This is a genomic window from Polaribacter sp. R2A056_3_33 (assembly GCF_019278485.1).
GTDB lineage: Bacteria > Bacteroidota > Bacteroidia > Flavobacteriales > Flavobacteriaceae > Polaribacter.
In genome coordinates this window covers 848,883-870,458 of the sequence record NZ_CP058984.1, presented here as the reverse complement: position 1 = coordinate 870,458, position 21,576 = coordinate 848,883, and the positions used below count along the sequence as shown (strand labels likewise).

At 33.6% G+C, this 21,576-nt stretch carries 7 protein-coding genes, 2 tRNA genes and 3 rRNA genes; 11 read left to right on the top strand and 1 reads right to left on the bottom strand.

Translation table 11 applies throughout. The features are described 5' to 3' along the window. Positions 1-68 precede the first annotated feature (68 nt). Positions 69-2,009, bottom strand: coding sequence for a threonine--tRNA ligase (thrS, locus tag H0I29_RS03660; protein ID WP_218754451.1), 1,941 nt, complete (start codon positions 2,007-2,009; stop codon positions 69-71). A gap of 1,344 nt (positions 2,010-3,353) precedes the next feature. Between thrS and H0I29_RS03655 the strand changes: the two genes are divergently transcribed. From H0I29_RS03655 to H0I29_RS03605, 11 genes are all read left to right on the top strand, one after another. Beyond that, positions 3,354-4,871 (top strand): 16S ribosomal RNA (locus tag H0I29_RS03655). An 85-nt stretch (positions 4,872-4,956) separates the two neighbouring features. Next, positions 4,957-5,030 (top strand) — tRNA-Ile (locus H0I29_RS03650). Between the two features lie 82 nt (positions 5,031-5,112). Then, a tRNA-Ala gene (locus H0I29_RS03645) sits at positions 5,113-5,186 on the top strand. A 175-nt stretch (positions 5,187-5,361) separates the two neighbouring features. Continuing rightward, positions 5,362-8,246: ribosomal RNA gene (locus H0I29_RS03640) — 23S ribosomal RNA — on the top strand. Between the two features lie 107 nt (positions 8,247-8,353). Then, positions 8,354-8,463: ribosomal RNA gene (gene rrf, locus H0I29_RS03635) — 5S ribosomal RNA — on the top strand. Together the 16S, 23S and 5S rRNA genes with 2 tRNA genes alongside form the textbook arrangement of a ribosomal RNA operon. A gap of 624 nt (positions 8,464-9,087) precedes the next feature. Further along, positions 9,088-11,469, top strand: coding sequence for a polysaccharide lyase 6 family protein (locus H0I29_RS03630; RefSeq protein ID WP_218754450.1), 2,382 nt, complete (start codon positions 9,088-9,090; stop codon positions 11,467-11,469). Between the two features lie 12 nt (positions 11,470-11,481). After that, a complete protein-coding gene (locus H0I29_RS03625) occupies positions 11,482-12,558 on the top strand; it encodes a T9SS type A sorting domain-containing protein (protein ID WP_218754449.1) in 1,077 nt (358 codons plus the stop codon). Between the two features lie 276 nt (positions 12,559-12,834). After that, positions 12,835-15,144, top strand: coding sequence for a chondroitinase-B domain-containing protein (locus tag H0I29_RS03620; RefSeq protein WP_218754448.1), 2,310 nt, complete (start codon positions 12,835-12,837; stop codon positions 15,142-15,144). Positions 15,145-15,516: 372 nt separating this feature from the next. Then, positions 15,517-17,784, top strand: coding sequence for an alginate lyase family protein (locus tag H0I29_RS03615; protein ID WP_218754447.1), 2,268 nt, complete (start codon positions 15,517-15,519; stop codon positions 17,782-17,784). 27 nt (positions 17,785-17,811) lie between these two features. After that, entirely contained in the window at positions 17,812-18,186 is a 375-nt protein-coding gene (locus tag H0I29_RS03610) for a cupin domain-containing protein (protein WP_165733157.1), read from the top strand. 133 nt (positions 18,187-18,319) lie between these two features. After that, positions 18,320-21,574 carry a SusC/RagA family TonB-linked outer membrane protein gene (locus H0I29_RS03605; RefSeq protein WP_218731440.1) on the top strand — a complete coding sequence of 1,085 codons (3,255 nt, stop codon included), beginning with the start codon at positions 18,320-18,322 and terminating at the stop codon, positions 21,572-21,574. The last annotated feature ends 2 nt before the right edge of the window (positions 21,575-21,576 follow it).

Here is a 21,576-nt window from a genome sequence, read left to right as displayed (position 1 = left end):
ATAAATTTTAAATTTAACTAATGGTTGTTTTCCAACCTTTTTATTTTCTAGATGAATTTCAAAATTAATTAAAATTTCTTCAATGTTTTACTTTCTTCTGCTTTAATTAAAGAAATAAATTCTTCAATTGTAAATGTACCAAGATCTCCTTCTCCGTGTCTTCTTACAGAAACTGTGCCATCTTGTTCTTCTTTTTCACCAACAATTACCATAAACGGTACTTTGCTTACTTCTGCATCTCTAATCTTACGACCAGTTTTCTCACTTCGGTTATCTACCAGGGCGCGAATTTCGGAATTTTCTAACGATTTTAAAACTTTTTCTGAATATTTTTGATATTTATCACTGATTGGCAATAAGATAACCTGATCAGGAGTTAACCAAAGAGGGAAGTTACCGCCCGTGTGCTCTAGCAATACGGCAATAAAGCGCTCCATAGAACCAAATGGTGCTCTGTGAATCATCACCGGTCTGTGTAGTTGATTATCTGCTCCTTTATAGGTTAAATCAAAACGTTTTGGTAAATTATAGTCAACTTGTATCGTTCCAAGTTGCCAACTTCTGCCTAAAGCGTCCTTAACCATAAAGTCTAATTTAGGACCATAAAAGGCAGCTTCACCTTCTTCAATCACAAAATCTAAACCTTTATCAGTTGCTGCACTTATAATTGCATTTTCAGCAATTTCCCAAGTTTCAGTATCTCCAATATATTTATCAGGGTTGCTTTTATCTCTAATAGAAACCTGTGCTGTAAAATTTTCAAAACCTAAAGAACCAAAAACATATAAAACTAAGTCGATAACATCTTTAAATTCTTGATCTAATTGTTCTGGTGTACAAAAAATATGCGCATCATCTTGTGTAAAACCTCTAACACGCGTTAAACCATGTAACTCTCCACTTTGTTCGTATCTATAAACGGTTCCAAATTCAGCAAAACGTTTTGGTAAATCTTTATAAGAATAAGGCTTAAAATTATAAACTTCACAGTGGTGTGGGCAGTTCATCGGTTTTAACAAAAACTCCTCATCCATTTTAGGGGTTTTTATTGTCTGAAAACTGTCTTCACCATATTTTTCATAATGACCAGAAGTAACATATAATTCTTTCTGACCAATATGAGGTGTCATTACTTCTTCATAACCAGCTTTCTTTTGTGCTACCTTTAAGAAATCTTGTAAACGATTACGTAAAGCAGCGCCTTTTGGTAACCATAAAGGCAAACCAGCACCAACTTTCTGAGAAAAAGTAAACAACTCTAATTCTTTACCTAATTTTCTATGGTCACGTTTTTTAGCTTCTTCTAATAGCTCTAAATATTCAGTTAGCAATTTTTGTTTCGGAAAACTAATTCCATAAACACGAGTTAACTGATTATTCTTTTCATCACCGCGCCAATAAGCACCAGCAACGCTCATTATTTTAATCGCTTTTATAATTCCTGTATTTGGTATGTGACCTCCTCTACATAAATCTGTAAAGTTACTATGATCACAAAAAGTGATTTCTCCGTCTGTTAAGTTTTCAATCAACTCAACTTTATATTCGTTATTTTCTGCTTTATATAATGATAAAGCATCTGCCTTAGAAACAGAACGTAAAGAAAACTCATGTTTTCCTCGAGCAATCTCTAAAAATTTCTTTTCAATAGAAGGGAAGTCTTTATCAGAAATAACATCTTCTCCTAAATCAATATCATAATAGAAACCATTTTCAATAGCTGGTCCAATAGTCAATTTAGCATTCGGATAAAAACTTAAAATAGCTTCTGCTAATACGTGCGCAGAAGAATGCCAAAAAGCTTTCTTTCCGCCATCATCATTAAATGTATATAAAGTTAAAGAACCATCCGTGGTTAGTGGGGTAGAGGTTTCAACAGTTACGTCGTTAAAGTTTGCAGATATTACGTTTCTAGCAAACCCTTCACTAATGCTTTTTGCAACATCCATCGGAGTGCTATTTTTAGCAAACTCCTTAATAGTTCCGTCAGGTAAAGTTATTTTAATCATTTAATGTATAATATTTGAGGATACAAATATATTAGAAAACAATATTTCACACAATATATATGACTACTTATTAAATACTATTTTTTTTCGGGTGTTTCCGCACAAAAAAGTGCGGTCGGGCTTTCCGCACTCGCTTTTTTTTAAAACAAAAAAGAGCTCAAACAATTGCTTCAATCCCTAACACGGGCTTCTGTACTTATAGAGAATCTATTTAATCTGTTTTAACTTTTGTCATTAATAAAGAAACTGCTTTTTTCACTTTCACTAAGCGTGGTTTTTAATTTCCTTTCTTACAATAGAAATGTCATTGCAGGACGTTAAACAATTTCATCTTGAACTTATATTTCCATAATTGCATATTTCCGTAAAATGTTAACTTATATAAGAGCTCATAATTATTCCGATTTTAAGAATTACTTTGTAGAAATTTTTATTTCAAATATCTCCAGAGTTGTCAGCCCAAGTACTTTTTTTACAAAAAGAATCATACCAAGAACAGATTTAGCACCTAAAAAAATGTTTTCTTCAAGCAGTAAAACACATTTCAACCACGCTATTTCATAGAACAACGCACATTTCAACAAACCACAAACAATAAAAAGGTCTATTTTTACTAAAATAATCTTCCAACGATCTTGTGTTTTTTGTGTTAAAAACAAGTATCCACTTCCAAAACCACCCCAAAACCTAAAACCTCCAAAATACCCTCAAAAAAACTTTCTTCATAAACAGTTAAAAACAAGTGTCTTAAAACGTATTGTAAAATTAAATTAAAATAAAGGTAAAAAAATAGTTGTTAGATTAAAAATGAGTTGTAAGTTTGCACCCGCTAACAGTAATATCACACAGTTAGCAACGTTCATTGAGGAGTTGTAAGTAAGTTGAGGATTAGTAGTTTATCTAAATAAAACGTCAAAATTTTATTAAAAATAAAATAACAATTTCCTTAGGTTTATAATTAAAAAGAGTTGTATGTTTGCAGTCCGAAATTTTCGGCAAAAACGTTCAAGATTTTTTTAGTTTTAGATCAAACAAAAAAAATAAAAAAAAAGTTTAATTTTTTATTGTCAGATTAGAAATAGTTTGTATGTTTGCAGCCGCTAAGAAATACAGCGAAAACGATCAAAGAAAATTTGGAATGACTATTAAAAGAGTCAGTTAGTTCGAGTCTAACATTTCTACAAAGTTTTATTTAGGGAGTAGCTTTTAAGTTGCTTTTTAAGATTAGAACAAAGTTCATTGAAAATATTGAAATTGACAGCGTAATTAAAGAGTAGAATAACCATGTTTAGATTTATTTAAACAAATTCTTTTGAAACTTATTCATTAAAATATTTAAAATATACAATGAAGAGTTTGATCCTGGCTCAGGATGAACGCTAGCGGCAGGCTTAACACATGCAAGTCGAGGGGTAACATTGTGCTTGCACAGATGACGACCGGCGCACGGGTGCGTAACGCGTATAGAACCTACCTTTTACTGGAGAATAGCCTTTAGAAATGAAGATTAATGCTCCATGGTATTGAGTTTTGGCATCAAGACTTAATTAAAGATTTATTGGTAAAAGATGGCTATGCGTCCTATTAGTTAGATGGTAAGGTAACGGCTTACCATGACTTTGATAGGTAGGGGTCCTGAGAGGGAGATCCCCCACACTGGTACTGAGACACGGACCAGACTCCTACGGGAGGCAGCAGTGAGGAATATTGGGCAATGGAGGCAACTCTGACCCAGCCATGCCGCGTGAAGGATGACTGCCCTATGGGTTGTAAACTTCTTTTATACAGGAAGAAACACTGGTATGTATACCAGCTTGACGGTACTGTAAGAATAAGGACCGGCTAACTCCGTGCCAGCAGCCGCGGTAATACGGAGGGTCCGAGCGTTATCCGGAATCATTGGGTTTAAAGGGTCCGCAGGCGGTCGATTAAGTCAGAGGTGAAATCCCATAGCTCAACTATGGAACTGCCTTTGATACTGGTTGACTTGAGTCATATGGAAGTAGATAGAATGTGTAGTGTAGCGGTGAAATGCATAGATATTACACAGAATACCGATTGCGAAGGCAGTCTACTACGTATGTACTGACGCTGAGGGACGAAAGCGTGGGGAGCGAACAGGATTAGATACCCTGGTAGTCCACGCCGTAAACGATGGATACTAGTTGTTGGGCATTAGCTCAGTGACTAAGCGAAAGTGATAAGTATCCCACCTGGGGAGTACGGTCGCAAGACTGAAACTCAAAGGAATTGACGGGGGCCCGCACAAGCGGTGGAGCATGTGGTTTAATTCGATGATACGCGAGGAACCTTACCAGGGCTTAAATGTAGTCTGACAGCTTTAGAGATAGAGTTTTCTTCGGACAGATTACAAGGTGCTGCATGGTTGTCGTCAGCTCGTGCCGTGAGGTGTCAGGTTAAGTCCTATAACGAGCGCAACCCCTGTCGTTAGTTGCCATCAAGTAAAGTTGGGGACTCTAACGAGACTGCCTACGCAAGTAGTGAGGAAGGTGGGGATGACGTCAAATCATCACGGCCCTTACGTCCTGGGCCACACACGTGCTACAATGGTATGGACAATGAGCAGCCATCTGGCAACAGAGAGCGAATCTATAAACCATATCACAGTTCGGATCGGAGTCTGCAACTCGACTCCGTGAAGCTGGAATCGCTAGTAATCGGATATCAGCCATGATCCGGTGAATACGTTCCCGGGCCTTGTACACACCGCCCGTCAAGCCATGGAAGCTGGGAGTGCCTGAAGTCGGTCACCGCAAGGAGCCGCCTAGGGTAAAACTGGTAACTAGGGCTAAGTCGTAACAAGGTAGCCGTACCGGAAGGTGCGGCTGGAACACCTCCTTTCTAGAGAAAGATGGTGAGTTACAAAAAAAAGGTCATTTTTACTCTTTGCTGTTAATTTTATAATATAAGTATTTTAAGCTATTATAGTCTCGTAGCTCAGCTGGTTAGAGCGCTACACTGATAATGTAGAGGTCGGCAGTTCGAGTCTGCCCGGGACTACAAAAAGCTAAAGTACTAAGGAAATTCTGGAAGTAAGAGGATTCTACATTCATAATTTAGGATTTATTCTGAATTTCATAATGGGGGATTAGCTCAGCTGGCTAGAGCGCTTGCCTTGCACGCAAGAGGTCATCGGTTCGACTCCGATATTCTCCACAACGGTCAATTTCAAGTAAATAGACCACAAGTTCATTGACATATTGGTAAAATGATATCGTAAGAATCAAATAGATAGAGAACAATTAGAATATTTATATTCTAATTAAATAATTTTTTTATAAAAATATAAAAGAGTTCATTATAGTATGGAAACATACTGTAGCAAAAAGTACAATAAGTTAAGTAAGGGCGTATGGCGGATGCCTAGGCTCTCAGAGACGACGAAGGACGTGATAAGCTGCGAAAAGCTACGGGGAGGGGCACATACCTTTTGATCCGTAGATATCCGAATGGGGCAACCCGGCATGTTGAAGACATGTCACCTAGCAATAGGGGTAAACCCGGTGAACTGAAACATCTAAGTAACCGGAGGAAGAGAAAACAATAGTGATTCCGTTAGTAGTGGCGAGCGAACGCGGATTAGCCCAAACCAAATTTGTTACGGCAAATTTGGGGTTGTAGGGCCACGATATTCGAAGATAAGTGAATTAGAACAGTTTGGAAAGACTGACCATAGAGGGTGATAGTCCCGTAAAAGTAAGCGAATTTAAGATAGTGGTACCCTGAGTAGTGCGGGACACGAGTAATCCTGTATGAATCCACCGGGACCATCCGGTAAGGCTAAATACTCCTGAGAGACCGATAGTGAACTAGTACCGTGAGGGAAAGGTGAAAAGAACCCTAAGTAAGGGAGTGAAATAGAACCTGAAACCGTACGCCTACAAGCGGTCGGAGCATCATTTATGGTGTGACGGCGTGCCTTTTGCATAATGAGCCTACGAGTTACTGTTTCTAGCAAGGTTAATTGATTAAGTCAAGGAGCCGTAGCGAAAGCGAGTCTGAATAGGGCGCTTTAGTTAGTAGTAGTAGACGCGAAACCGAGTGATCTACCCATGGGCAGGTTGAAGCTGTGGTAACACACAGTGGAGGACCGAACCAGTTGACGTTGAAAAGTCTTTGGATGACCTGTGGGTAGGGGTGAAAGGCCAATCAAACTCGGAAATAGCTCGTACTCCCCGAAATGCATTTAGGTGCAGCGTTGAGTAAAAGTTTTATAGAGGTAGAGCTACTGATTGGATGCGGGGGCTTCACCGCCTACCAATTCCTGACAAACTCCGAATGCTATAAAATGTTTCTCAGCAGTGAGGGCATGGGTGCTAAGGTCCATGTCCGAGAGGGAAAGAACCCAGACCATCAGCTAAGGTCCCCAAATATATGTTAAGTTGAAAAAACGAGGTGAAATTGCTTAGACAGCTAGGATGTTGGCTTGGAAGCAGCCATTCATTTAAAGAGTGCGTAACAGCTCACTAGTCGAGCGATTTCGCATGGATAATAATCGGGCATAAACATATTACCGAAGCTATGGATTAACGTTGAAAGACACGTTAGTGGTAGGGGAGCATTGTAATCAGCGTAGAAGGTGTACTGTGAGGTATGCTGGAGTGTTTACAAAAGAAAATGTAGGCATAAGTAACGATAATGGGGGCGAGAAACCCCCACACCGAAAGACTAAGGTTTCCTCAGCGATGCTAATCAGCTGAGGGTTAGTCGGGTCCTAAGGCGAATCCGAAGGGAGTAGTCGATGGATAACAGGTTAATATTCCTGTACTTCTTATAATTGCGATGGGGTGACGGAGTAATGAAAGCACCGCGAACTGACGGAATAGTTCGTTGAAACATGTAGCTATTGGCACTGTAGGTAAATCCGCAGAGTTAGGTGAAATGTGATAGTACCAAGCGTCTTCGGACAATTGGATAGTGTGCCTAAGGGCTTCCAAGAAAAACCTCTAAGCTTCAGATTATAAGAACCCGTACCGTAAACCGACACAGGTAGTTGGGATGAGAATTCTAAGGTGCTCGAGAGATTCATGGCTAAGGAACTAGGCAAAATAGACCCGTAACTTCGGGAGAAGGGTCGCCCATCTTCGGATGGGCCGCAGTGAAAAGGTCCAGGCGACTGTTTATCAAAAACACAGGGCTTTGCTAAATTGAAAGATGATGTATAAGGCCTGACACCTGCCCGGTGCTGGAAGGTTAAGTGGAGGGTTTAGCTTCGGCGAAGATCTGAAATGAAGCCCCAGTAAACGGCGGCCGTAACTATAACGGTCCTAAGGTAGCGAAATTCCTTGTCGGGTAAGTTCCGACCTGCACGAATGGTGCAACGATCTGGACACTGTCTCAGCCATGAGCTCGGTGAAATTGTAGTATCGGTGAAGATGCCGATTACCCGCAGCGGGACGAAAAGACCCCGTGAACCTTTACTATAGCTTAGTATTGGCTTTGGATAAGTAATGTGTAGGATAGGTGGGAGACATTGAAGCGGCGTCGCTAGGCGTTGTGGAGTCGTCCTTGAAATACCACCCTTTGCTTATCTAGAGTCTAACTCAGAGATGAGGACAGTGCTTGGTGGGTAGTTTGACTGGGGTGGTCGCCTCCAAAAGAGTAACGGAGGCTTCTAAAGGTACCCTCAGTACGCTTGGTAACCGTACGTAGAGTGCAATGGCATAAGGGTGCTTGACTGAGAGACATACAGGTCGATCAGGTTGGAAACAAGAGCATAGTGATCCGGTGGTTCCGCATGGAAGGGCCATCGCTCAAAGGATAAAAGGTACTCCGGGGATAACAGGCTGATCTCCCCCAAGAGCTCATATCGACGGGGGGGTTTGGCACCTCGATGTCGGCTCGTCACATCCTGGGGCTGGAGAAGGTCCCAAGGGTTGGGCTGTTCGCCCATTAAAGTGGCACGCGAGCTGGGTTCAGAACGTCGTGAGACAGTTCGGTCTCTATCTGCTGTGGGCGTTAGAAATTTGCGTGGATCTGACTCTAGTACGAGAGGACCGAGTTGGACTGACCTCTAGTGTACCTGTTGTTTCGCCAGAAGCATAGCAGGGTAGCTACGTCGGGAAGGGATAAGCGCTGAAAGCATATAAGCGCGAAACCCACCACAAGATGAGATTTCTTTAAAGGGTCGTTGGAGATTACAACGTTGATAGGTCATAGGTGTAAAGGCAGTAATGTCATAGCCAAGTGATACTAATAACCCATAGACTTATGTACGCTTCCCGCCGAAAGGCGGGAGCAGAACCTCTTTATTTATTAGACGATTTAGATATTATTTTACCATATGTTAACTTATACAGTTAAAATTATTTAGCTGAAAATTTTAGGGTGGTTATAGCATTGGGGCTCACCTCTTCCCATCTCGAACAGAGAAGTTAAGCCCAATCGCGCCGATGGTACTGCATTTATGTGGGAGAGTAGGTCGCCGCCTTTCTTTAATCTTGAATATTCAAGATCCTAAACCTCAATTCTTATGAATTGAGGTTTTTTTTTGTAATAAACTCAAAGGTTTGTTATGGTCTTGTAATCTATGAATTACATAAAATCATTTATATCTTACATTTAAAGATTCGTTTTCTTCTGAAAACTATTATTTTTATAATATGTTTAGGTGCTTATTTAAAGATGAAAATCCTAAGTAATTATATTTTATCATATTTGTTTATTAAAATATTTTTACAATCTTTTTTATACCAATAATATATCTATCTAATTAAATTCGTTATTTAGAAAATTTTAATAATTAAATTTAAAATATTTTTTTCTGTAAAATTGTTATTCCATATTAAGAATTTTATTAGCATATATAACTAATTCTTCTTCTTTATATCTTTTATTAATCTAATTTTATGTTTTATACATCTCCTTTAATTATTAAAACTAAATTGCATTTTATTATTTTAAATTTTCGAATGGCCTTACCATTTTTTTATTTAATAAAAATACGTATATTTGGTTAACCAATTTGGTTTACCAGTTTAAAACTATACTTAAATGGTTGTTTTAAAAAGTGGCTCACCTTTTGATTATTACCATATATTAATTATAAATTCTATTTATGAAAAAATTAGTTTTATTTTATATTTCCATTTTATCAATTACTAATATTAATCTCTTTGCACAAGAAAAATTAGTTTCTAATATAACAGAATATAACAGTACTATTAAAACTGTAAAAGCGGGAGATGTTATTGTTTTGAAGAATGGTATTTGGCAAGATGTTAAATTAAATGCTTACGGACAAGGTGAGGTAGGAAGCCCCATTTTAATAAAAGCAGAAACTGCTGGAGAAGTAATAATCACAGGAAACTCTACCTTAAATATTTATGGCGAACACATTATTGTAAGTGGCTTGTGGTTTAAAGATGGTAATACAAGCTATAAATCGGTTGTTCAGTTTAGAAAAGATTCTAAAACCTTTGCTAATAATTGTCGTTTAACAAACTCTACAATATCTTATTATAAATCTAAAGAAAATTTAAAAGACCATTGGGTAGATCTTTGGGGTAAAAATAACCGTGTGGATCATAATAACTTTACAGGTAAAATAAGTGAAGGAACTACTTTGGTAGTTTGGCTTAAAGGAGAAGAACATGTAGAAAATAATCATAGAATAGATAATAACTTTTTTGGTACAAGACCAGACCTAGGTAAAAACGGAGGAGAAACAATTAGAATTGGTACCAGTACGAACTCTAAAAAATCATCTAAAACTCTTGTAGAAAAAAATATTTTTTCAAGTTGTGACGGTGAAATAGAAATTATTTCTAATAAATCTGGAGACAATATTTATAGAGATAATTTATTTGTAGGTAGCCAAGGTGCTTTAACGCTAAGACATGGCGATAACGCGTTGGTAGAACGAAATGTTTTTTTAGGAAATGGTGTATCTAAAACAGGTGGAGTTAGGGTAATCAACTCTAATCATATTATCAGAAATAATTTATTTGTAGGTTTGTTAGGTGATGGTTTTAGAGGACCAATTGTAGTAATGAACGGGGTGCCAAATTCACCTTTAAATAGATATGAACAAGTAAAGAATGTAGATATTCAGAATAATACCATTATCAATTCTGGGCCAATTTCCTTTGGAGAAGGTAAAGATGATGAAAAAACGCTTGCACCTATAAATACTAATTTTTCAAACAATTTAATTTTTAACGACAAACCAGGGAAAAATATTTTATTTGTTGATGACGTTTCTGGAATCACTTTTAATAATAATTATATAGATGCGGCAACACCACAAGTTATTAACGGTTTTAATGCAACCAAAATAGATTGGAAAGAGATAGGTTCTTTTCCTGTGCCGACTGCTAAGAATAACGATTTGTTAGTAGTTACTAAAAATAGTAAAAGTCTAGAAAAAGATATTAACAATAATATAAGAGAAGTTTTTAATGCAGGCGCTTTTAATCTGGATGCCAATAATTTACCAAGAGCTTTAAAGTTAAGATCTGGTCCGGGTTGGACACCTAATATTGTTGCTCCAATTATTAAAGCTGAAGAAATTACCGTAGAACCTGGTATAGAAACTTTAAGAAAAGCGATTGATAAAGCATCTCCAGGTTCTGTTTTAAATTTAAAAACAGGAGAGTATATTTTAGAAAAATCAATTAAAGTATCTAAGAATATTACTATTGTTGGAGATAAAGGCGGTGCTACCATTATAGCAGCCAAAAAAGATCTAGAAAAACCGATTAGTTATTTGTTTAGGGTAAATGAAGGGATAAACTTACACATTAGCAATGCAATTCTAGATGGTGTAAATTCTGAATTAAAATATGCTATTGTTTCTCCTGACAAACAAGAAGGCGGACTTTATAATTTATTTGTAGATAATATTATCTTTCAAAACTTTACGAATAAAAATGGAGGAAGCGTTTTTAAAGCCTATAATGGTACAAAAGCAGATACTTTAAGTTTTGTAAACTCTAGATTCGAAAACAATTATAGAGGTTTAAATTTATCTTATGATAAAGATATTATGGAGCTATACAATGCAAATACAATTATTATAGACAACACTGTATTTAAAAATATAGAAGAAGCAGCAATTAATTATTATAGAAAAACTGTATCGACAGAAATTCCGGGTGGTAACTTAATTATAAATAATTCAATATTTAGTAATGTTTTTAATAATGAAAAAGGTAAAATTATTAGAGCAGATGGAATTAGCAATGTTTCCATTACAAATTCTGTGATTGAAGATAGTTATAAAGTTATAACGCCTGTTTCTTTAAAAGGTTCTAATAATAGTATTTCTAATTGTTTAATTCATAAAAGTGGTTTTGTTAAAATAAGTGATAATGCTAAAAAGGAAAATTTAATTTATAAAAATCCCCGATGGGATGATAATTATCTTTTTACTCCAAGTGATAAATCTCCATTATTAAAAGTAAATAATGATATCGATAACATAGGTTTAAAGCAATAAATATATTTTCTGATGAAGAAAAAATTTCTTTTTGGTATTGTTTTTTTGACTTTAGTCTCACAAACAATTTTTAGTCAGGTTGTTTTAAGTGCAGATGGTCCTGGAAATACCTATGAGTTGATAAATGCTGTTTTTGCTAATCCAAACAGAAGTGTGGTGGAAGCTCCAGATTGTAATCATACAGATTTTGGAAATCATATAGATGAAGTTTTTGATACAGAATTAAATAAGAATGTTTTCCGTTTTCATATTCATGTAACTCCAGATAATGATCGTTGTAAAAAGTTTGATAGGCAACGTAATGAGATAAAAACATATTCTGATTCACCTGAAAATTTAAAGGTAACTAAAGGAGAAACTGTAGCATATAAATGGAAATTTAAGTTAAGTGATTCCTTTAAAACTTCAGCAAGTTTTACACATATTCATCAAATAAAAGCAGTTGGTGGTTCATATGCATCTATACCAATGATTTCTTTTACTTTAAGAAAAGGAAATCCGGATAAATTTGAATTAAGGTATACAGCAACCAATGATCAAACTACTTTAGAAACGGCAAACTTAGATTTATTTAGAGGGAATTGGGTAGAAGTAACAGAGTATATTAAATTTGATGATGCAGGGAGTTATTCTTTAGAAATAAGAAAGGTTTCTAATAATGAAGAAATATTTAGTTATTCTAATAGTCCATTAGATACTTGGCAAGATGGTGCAGAATTTGCAAGACCCAAATGGGGTATTTATAGAAGTTTAAATAACAAACAAGACCTGCAAGATGAAATAGTAAAATATGCTGATTTTAGCATTGAAGAAATTACAGGATTACTTTCTGTTGATGATTTAAAAGCAAAATCAGAAAATATTTTATTATTTCCAAATCCATCATCTAATGAGATAGAGTTTAAAAATACAGATTCAGATACGTATGATGAAGTTGCGTTGTTTGATAATACTGGTAGAAATATTTCTATAGAAAATAGGTTTAATAATAAAACGGTAGATTTTAGTGGTTTTTCTAAAGGATTGTATTTTGTTGTTCTTACAAAAGATTCAGTAATAGTAAAAGTATTAAAATGCTATATTAAATAATGCTTTCAAAGCATTATAAGTTAAATTAAAGTATCTACATTTATTTTTAATTTTTGAAACATAAAATTAATTAGTTCTTAATGAAACTATTAATTCTTCTTAAATAGTTTTATCATTCCAAAATTAGTAACTATATTTGGTAAACCAATTTGGTAAACCAGTTTTTGTTTTACCAAATAATTTATGTATTATTTTTTAAAACAACATACTTTTTTAGGGTTAGCAGTCTCTAAAAATTTTATAAGAGTTTACCTAAAACATATTAACTAAAAGAAAATGAAAAAAACACTTCTAATTATCAGTTTACTATTGCTAATCGTTTCTTGTGAGCAAAAAGTAGCTAAAAGTATTGTTGTAACAAACTCATCCGAACTAATAGAGGCAACAAAAAACGCGCAAGCAGGAGATAATATTGTTATTAAAGACGGAGTTTACAAAGATGTAGAAATTGTTTTTGAAGGTGAAGGAACAAAAGAAAACCCTATTGTTTTAAAAGCAGAAAATGCGGGTAAAGTTTTTATAGAAGGTATTTCTAGTTTACAAATGGGAGGTAGTTATTTAGAAGTAAATGGATTATTTTTTAGAAACGGATATTCACCGTTTAAAAATGTTATTGGTTTTAGAATTACAGAAGAAAATGTAGCAAACTATAGTAAAGTTACCAACTGTGTTATTTTAGATTATAACAGTTTAGAGCGTGATCAGGATAATTTATGGGTGCAACTTTATGGTACGCATAACGAATTAAGTAATAACTATATTGCTGGTAAAACAAATGGTGGACCAACTGTTAGAGTAGATCTAAAAGGGAACCAAAGCATTAGAAATTATCACCAAATTATAAATAATCATTTTGGACCAAGACCTAGAAAAGGTGGTGCAAGAGGAGAAACTATTCAATTAGGAAGTAGTTTTACATCTATGTCTCCAAGTAATACAACCATTGCAAACAATTTATTTGAAGAATGTAATGGAGAAGTTGAAATAATTTCTAGTAAGACAAATTTTAATATCATTAAAAATAACGTTTTTTATAAAAGTGAAGGTTCTGTTGTAACCCGTCATGGAAATTACGTTACTATTGATGGTAATTATTTTATTGGTGATGGTGTAAATAAACAATTTGGTGGAATTAGAATTGTAAATACCGGACACTGGATTATCAATAATTATTTTTATAAAATTATAGGAGAAAACTTTAGAAGTCCATTAGCTATTATGAATGGTATTCCTAAATCACCATTAAATAGATACAATCAAGTTACCGATGTTGTAGTTGCATATAATACATATGTAGACTCTAAATCTCCATGGCAATTTGGTGTAGGTACAAATATTGCTCAAGCAGCTGTATTGCCTAAGTCAGAAATTCGTTCTGCAAGAGCGCTTAGAACAGTTGTTGCAAATAATATTATTTACAACAGTGTAGGAGATGAAACTCCAATTATAGAACATGATAAAGCGGATGGAGTTAAATTTAAAAACAACATCATTAATAATCAGGGTGTAGGTTTTGATAATTCAGAAAGAATACAAGCTGCTGAATTTGAATTAACAAAATTGAGTGAGCATATTTATATGCCTAAATTAACGAGTGATTTTGATGTTTATAACGGTTTTGGTTTTGAAACTATTAAACAAGATATTTTTGGAAACTCTAGAGAAAATTCGAACTCTATAGGAGCTGCAGTTCAAGGATTAATGAAAGATCCAGCAATTTTAGATAAAACTAAATACGGAGCTTCTTGGTATTCTAATGTAGTAGAAGCTGCAACACCAAATGTTTTAGCTGTTACAAATGCTAAAGGTGAATTAGAAGCGGTAATTGCTTCTGCTAAATCTGGTGACGTTATTGCTTTGAGTCCTGGTACATATAATGTTTCTGCATCTCTTGTAATTAATAAATCACTTACAATTCAATCTAAGGATGATAAAAAAGCGGAAATTATTTTTGAAGGAGCAGACAATACGCCTTTGTTTAATTTGAATCCGTACGGAATTTTAACAATCAATAACATTGTGCTTTATGGAAACGGAAAACAAAAAGCGTTTGCAAACTTAAATAAAAACATGTCTAATCATTTTGGATTGACAGTTTCTGGATGCGATATTAATAATTTTAATTATGTGTTAAAAGCATATAAACAGACATTTGCAGAAGAAGTTACCTTTAAAAATAGCACCATTACCAATTGTGAAAATGGTATTGAATTATCTGAAGAAACAAATGATAGAGGAGACTATAATACAGAGTATTTAACGGTAGATAACTGTCAGTTTACAAATGTTAAGCAAAATGTGATAGACTATTACAGAGGTGGTTATGATGAGTCTACTATTGGTGGAAACTTATTGGTTTCTAATAGTACTTTTACAGAATGTGGGAGTAAAGAGGAAAACGGTATGTTGTTAAATCATAGAGGTATAGTAAATGTAAACATCACTAAGAATGTATTTAAAAACAATAAAGTGGAGTTTGTTTCTATTTTATGGGGAGCAAAAAACAACGTTGAATCTAATAATACATTAATCAATTCTGGTAAAATTAAAACTGAAGAAAATTTAGTGATGAAATTAATGTATTAATAAAATATATTATACCTCTAATCGTTCTTTTAATTTTTTTTCAATATCCGTTTTCGAACAATATATAGGCAAAAAAACAATTGAATTGTCTGTTTTTTTAATGAGTTTATGTTATAAATAAGTAATGACTTAGTAGGTTCTATAAAAATAATTATTGAGTAGTTTTTTGAATTATTACTTTTAAGGCCCATTTATTTAATAAATGGGCCTTTTTTTTTGTTTTTTTATAACATGACTAATATAAAAAGATGAAATTCTGCGTGTAAAATATGTTAAATTCACTATTTTATATACTATTATTTTGTTAAAATACTAATTAGCCATATATTTGGTACACCAATCTGGTTAACCAATTTTAATTTCAATTTATATATGAAAAAATTTAGCATACAATTAATAGCTCTTTTTTTTATTAGTTTTATTGCGATCTCTTGTAATAAAACAACAGAGAATGCTAATGAGGATGCAAAAAAAGAGGGTTCACATCCTAAATTGATTTTAACCAAAGAAGGTGTAGATAACATCAGAAAAAACTTAGGCAATGTGCCTATTTTCGATAAAACGTTAGCAGATACAAAAGCAGAAGTAGATGCCGAAATAGAATTAGGAATATTAGTTCCTATTCCTAAAGATTTATCTGGAGGTTATACACATGAACGTCACAAGAAAAACTTTATAATTATTCAAAAAGCTGGAGTCTTATTTCAGATTTTGAATGATGAAAAATATGCAAACTATGTTAAAGATATGTTGTTTGCGTATGCAAAATTATATCCAACATTACCTGTACACCCACAAACAAGGTCGTATGCAAGAGGTAAATTATTTTGGCAATGTTTAAATGATTCTAATTGGTTAGTGTATTCTGCACAAGCTTATGATTGCGTATATGATTGGTTGTCTAAAGAAGAGAGAGAAACATTAGAAAACGATTTATTTATTCCGTTTGCTAAATTTATATCAGAAGGGAATCCACAATTTTTTAACAGAGTACATAACCATAGTACTTGGGGTAATGTAGCTGTTGGAATGATTGCCTTGGTTATGGACAACGATGAGTTGTTAGACAATGCATTAAACGGTTTAAAAACTGATAATTTAAATACCGGAATGAGAGACAATGATGGTGGTTTTATTAAAGTTGAAGGATTAAGGTTAGGCTTTTTCGGGAACTTAGACGAGCCTTTTTCTCCAGATGGTTATTATAATGAAGGTCCTTATTACCAACGTTATGCCATGTATCCTTTTTTAATTTTTGCTGAAGCATTACACAATGTAAAACCAGAATTAAAAATATTTGAATATAAAGATGGCGTTTTATTAAAAGCAGTAGATGCTTTATTAAACTTATCGGATGCAGATGGAGATTTTTTTCCATTAAATGATGGCCAGAAAGGGATGTCTTATTATACAGCAGCGTTGGTTTCTGCAGTAGACATTGCTTATAAGTTTGGAGGAGAAAATCCTGAGTTGTTAAGTATTGCTAAAAAACAAGATAGAGTTGTTTTAGATGATACTGGTTTAGCAATTGCAATTGGAATTAAAGAAGGCTTAGAGAAACCTTTTACAAAAAAATCTGTTAATTTATCTGACGGTAAAAAAGGAGACGAAGGTGGAGTTGGTATTTTAAGAAGTGATAATTTAGAGTTGGTGTATAAATACGCTTCACATGGTTCTAGTCATGGTCATTATGATAAATTATCTTTCTCTTTACACGAAAAGGGTAATGAAGTATTGCAAGATTATGGTTTAGCTCGTTTTGTAAATATTGAACAAAAAGGTGGAGGTAATTATTTAAAAGAAAACCAAACATGGGCAAAACAAACCATTGCACATAATACAATTACCGTAAATGAAGAAAGTCATTTTGAAGGTAAGTTTGAGATTGGAACCAAACACCATTCAGACTTGTATTTTTATGATGATAAAAATCCTAATATACAGATATTAAGTGCAACAGAGGTAAATGCTTATCCTGGTACAGAAATGCTTAGAACTCTTGCCTTAATTAAAGATGAAGATTTTGAAAGACCATTTACAATAGATCTTTTTAAAATAAAATCAGATAGTAAAAAACAATATGATTTACCTTATTATTACTTAGGTCATATTATGAAAACTAATTTTGAGTTTGAAACGTATGATCAACTAAATCCTTTAGGAAAAAAGAATGGTTATCAGCATTTATGGAAAGAGGCTTCAGGAAAACCTGCTGATGCTAATACGGTGTTCTCTTGGAAAAATAATGATTTATTCTACACATTAACAACCGCTTCTAATGCAAATGATGAGTTGATTTTGGCAAGAATTGGAGCAAACGATCCAGAGTATAATTTACGTAAAGAACCTTCTTTTATTATCCGAAGAAAAAATACTCAAAACACCACTTTTGCTTCTGTAATAGAATCTCATGGTAGTTATAGTTCTGTTTCTGAATTAGCTTTAAACGCATATAGTAGTATTACAAACTTAAATGTTGTTTTAGATACAGAGGCTTATACTGCAGTAGAAATTACTACAAAGAAAAATACTACTAAAATTTTTATAATTTCTAATAAAGATAATTCTACAGATAAAAATCATATAATTAAAATAGGCAATAAGGAGTATAATTGGAAAGGTTCTTATTATTATAAGTAAATAAAAAAAATAAATAAAATGGGAAAAATGAATAGATTTAGTGAAAAGTACGTAATTTCTAAAGATTTAGATTGGGAAGTATTAGGTGGAGGAGTTTCTAGAAAATTTTTAGGTTATGATAATCAAATTATGATGGTAAGCGTAAAATTTGAAGAAGGAGCATTAGGTGCACCTCATCAACATTTTCATACGCAAGCTACTTATGTGGTTTCAGGTAAATTCGAATTTGAAATTGACGGTGTAAAACAAATTGTAGAAGCAGGAGATGGGGTTTATATAGAGCCTAATTTATTGCATAGTGCTGTTTGTTTAGAAGAGGGACAATTAATTGACACATTTAGTCCTGTAAGAGAAGATTTTTTAACTGGAGATGGACCTTCTTATTTTGCAGACAAGAAGTAAAATAAGAATCTCTTAAGGAAGATTTAATGAGGTGATAGACGTTACTATTACATCAAAATATAGCAGTTTTAATCTTAAAGACATATTTAAGATTAAATGTTTTTTAAAGAAAAATAATTCAAAACAATTAACAATGAACTTAAAAATTAAGTTAGTATTTATTGCAATGCTTCTTTTTAGTGCAATAGGATTTGCGCAAGAAAGTGTTACAGTAACGGGAAATGTTATGTCTAAAACGGATAGTGAGCCTATATTGGGTGCTAATGTTATCCTGGTTGGAACAACAAAAGGAACAAGTACCGATTTTGATGGTAATTATAAAATTACCGTGAAGTCTGGAGATGTTATTCAGTTTTCTTACCTAGGTTTTAAAACGAAAACAGTAACTTTTACAAATCAAAAAACAATTAATGTAGCCTTAGACGAAGATTCTAATATTTTAGATGAAATTGTTGTAGTAGGTTATGGAAATCAAAAACAAAAAAACGTAACAAGTGCTTTAACAAAAGTTTCTGGAGAAGATCTTCAAAACCAAGCAGTAGCGCGTGTAGAGGATGCTCTTAAGGGTAGAGTAGCAGGTTTAAGAATTCAAGTAACTTCTTCTGAAGCGGGTGGAGATCCAAAAATTACATTAAGAGGACCTGGTTCTGTTACTGGTTCTTCTTCTCCTTTAATTGTGGTAGATGGAGTAATTCTAGGTACAGATTCAGATATTTTAGGATCTATAGACAATAATAATATTAAATCTATTAGTGTTTTAAAAGATGCATCTTCTGTGGCCATTTATGGTTCTCGTGGTGCAAATGGTGTAATTTTAGTTACTTTAAAAGAAGGAATTTCTGGTCAAACAAGATTTTCTTATAACAGCTTTACAGGGTATAAATATTCTGATAACAATAGCAACTTTAATACAACAATAGCGCAAGAAAGAGCAAGGTTAGATGGTTTACAAGGTCAAGTGAGTGCAATATCAGTAAATAGTCCTAACTATGGTAGAATTGTTGGTGATAACGCAAATGCAGATAATGGATCTTATAATAATGCTTACGCTGAATTAGAAGCTATGGAATTTATTGCTTCATTAGGGAGTGGTGAAACAAATTGGCAAGATGAAATTTTTGATGGTGGTTTTATACAAAGTCATTCTTTTGCTGCCAGAGGTGGTTCTGAGTTAACTAGTTATTCAGCTTCTTTAGGTTATTTAGAAGATGAAGGAATTGTTTTAAATGATGATTTTAAAAAATACAATGCTAGAGTTAAGATTGATAGTAGATCTAAGAATAAAAAAATAAAATATGGTGCAAGTATACGTGTTAATTATAATGACCAAACTAAAGTACCTGCAAGATTTACAGATCCATTAAGACAAATGGGGCATGTGCCATTATATTTAAATGAAGAACATTTAAAATATGTAACTCCATTTTCTACAGAGGTAGGTGTTTCTACAGATGCAGGAAAATTATTTGAAAACCTTGGTGTTGGAAGTTACGGTTTTTCTAGAGCTTTTGATCATACCTTTACAGCAGATCCTAGCAACCCAAGAAGTATTCTTAGAGATCCAGCTACTGGTTTACCTGTTGCTAGTGGTTTAACTTCTGGTGGTTTAACCTTATCTACCACTAAAAACGTACATCCTTTGGTACATTATATGGAAAGATCTAGAACTAAGAAGAAGTTAAGTTTAAACGCATCTTCTTATATCGATTTTAAATTAGCAAAAGGGCTTAGTTTTAGACAAACTATTTCTGGTGATTTTAGACACAATAAAAGTAACGAAGCAGATTATTTGTATGGTCAAGAAAACAGAGATCAAGAATCTTTTAGATTAGAAAGGAGAGACGAATTAAACCAATATACGTTCGAGTCATTACTTAAATATGATACAAGTTATAAAAAGCATAACTTTAATTCAGTATTAGGATTTGAGTACATGCAAAGTGATAATTACAGACAAGAATCTGAAGCAGTTGGTTTTTCTAATGATTTTAACAATAATATTGCTATTGCAGATGGAGGAACAACATATACAGATAACGCAAGCGAAAAATTAGTTTCATTTTTTGGTAGGTTAGACTATAATTATGATGAAAAATACTTGTTTCAATTATCTGTACGTAATGATGCAAGTACAAGATTTGGTCCAGATTCTAAAAATGGATTTTTTCCTGCTGCATCTCTTGGTTGGGTTATGTCTAATGAAAAATTCTTATCAGACAGCAACTTAATATCATTCTTAAAAGTAAGAGCAAGTTATGGTCTTTCTGGTTCTAACCAAATTTCTAATAACATATTCGAATCTCTTTACAGATTTGAAGAAGCGTATAGTACAATAAGCTATGATGGAACAACTGGTGTAAAAGCAACAACTTTAGCAAATCAAATTTTAGGTTGGGAAAAATTAAGAGAATTTAACCCAGGTATAGATGTTACTTTTGGTAGAGGTCTTTTTAGCTTAACAGCAGATTACTATATTAGAACAAGTGAAGATTTATTACTTTTTGCTCCATCTGCTGCTGCTTATGGTACAGACAATTGGTTACAAAACCTTGGTGAAGTTAAAAATGAAGGAGTAGAATTTGAGGTAAGTTCTAGATTGATGTCTAAAGAAAACTTCCGTTGGAGTGTTTCTGGTCAGTTTTCTTTAAATAGAAACGAAGTAACAAGCTTAGGAAATAACGAACAAATTATCTCTAGAATTGATCAAGATACAAGACCAACAGAATTTATTGCAAAAGTTGGGCAGCCAATTACCTCTTTTTATGGATGGGTATATGAAAAAGAAATTCCTTTAGAATGGGTAGACAATCCTTTTAATAGATTTAACAATGATTATGCAGATGTTTATGTAAAAGATTTAAATGGAGACGGAATTATTGATGATGATGATAGAACAGAATTAGGTAGTCCTTACCCAGATTTTGAATGGGGTTTTAATTCTGATTTTACTTTGTATGATTTCGATTTTTCTTTTCAATTACAAGGTTCTCATGGAGCAGAAGTTAGAGTTGCAGATTTAGATCAATTGTATTATGCAAGTGAGTCTGCTGTTAACGAAGTATCTAATTTTCCGGATAGAGACTTAACGGTTCATAGAAGATTTACTGATGACCACATTCAAGATGCATCTTTTGTAGCTTTAAGAAATGTAACTTTAGGATATACATTACCAGAGTCTTTTACATCAAAATATAATTTTGATAAATTAAGATTTTACATAGCAGGAGAAAACTTATTATTCTTTACAGCTAAAGGTTATGAAGGATTTAATCCAGAAGCAGCAGGTCAAACATCAGATAATGCGAATACGCCTTTAACAGCAGGATATCAAAGAGGAGATGGACCTATCGTTAAAACAATTTCAGCGGGAATTAACTTTCAATTTTAAAT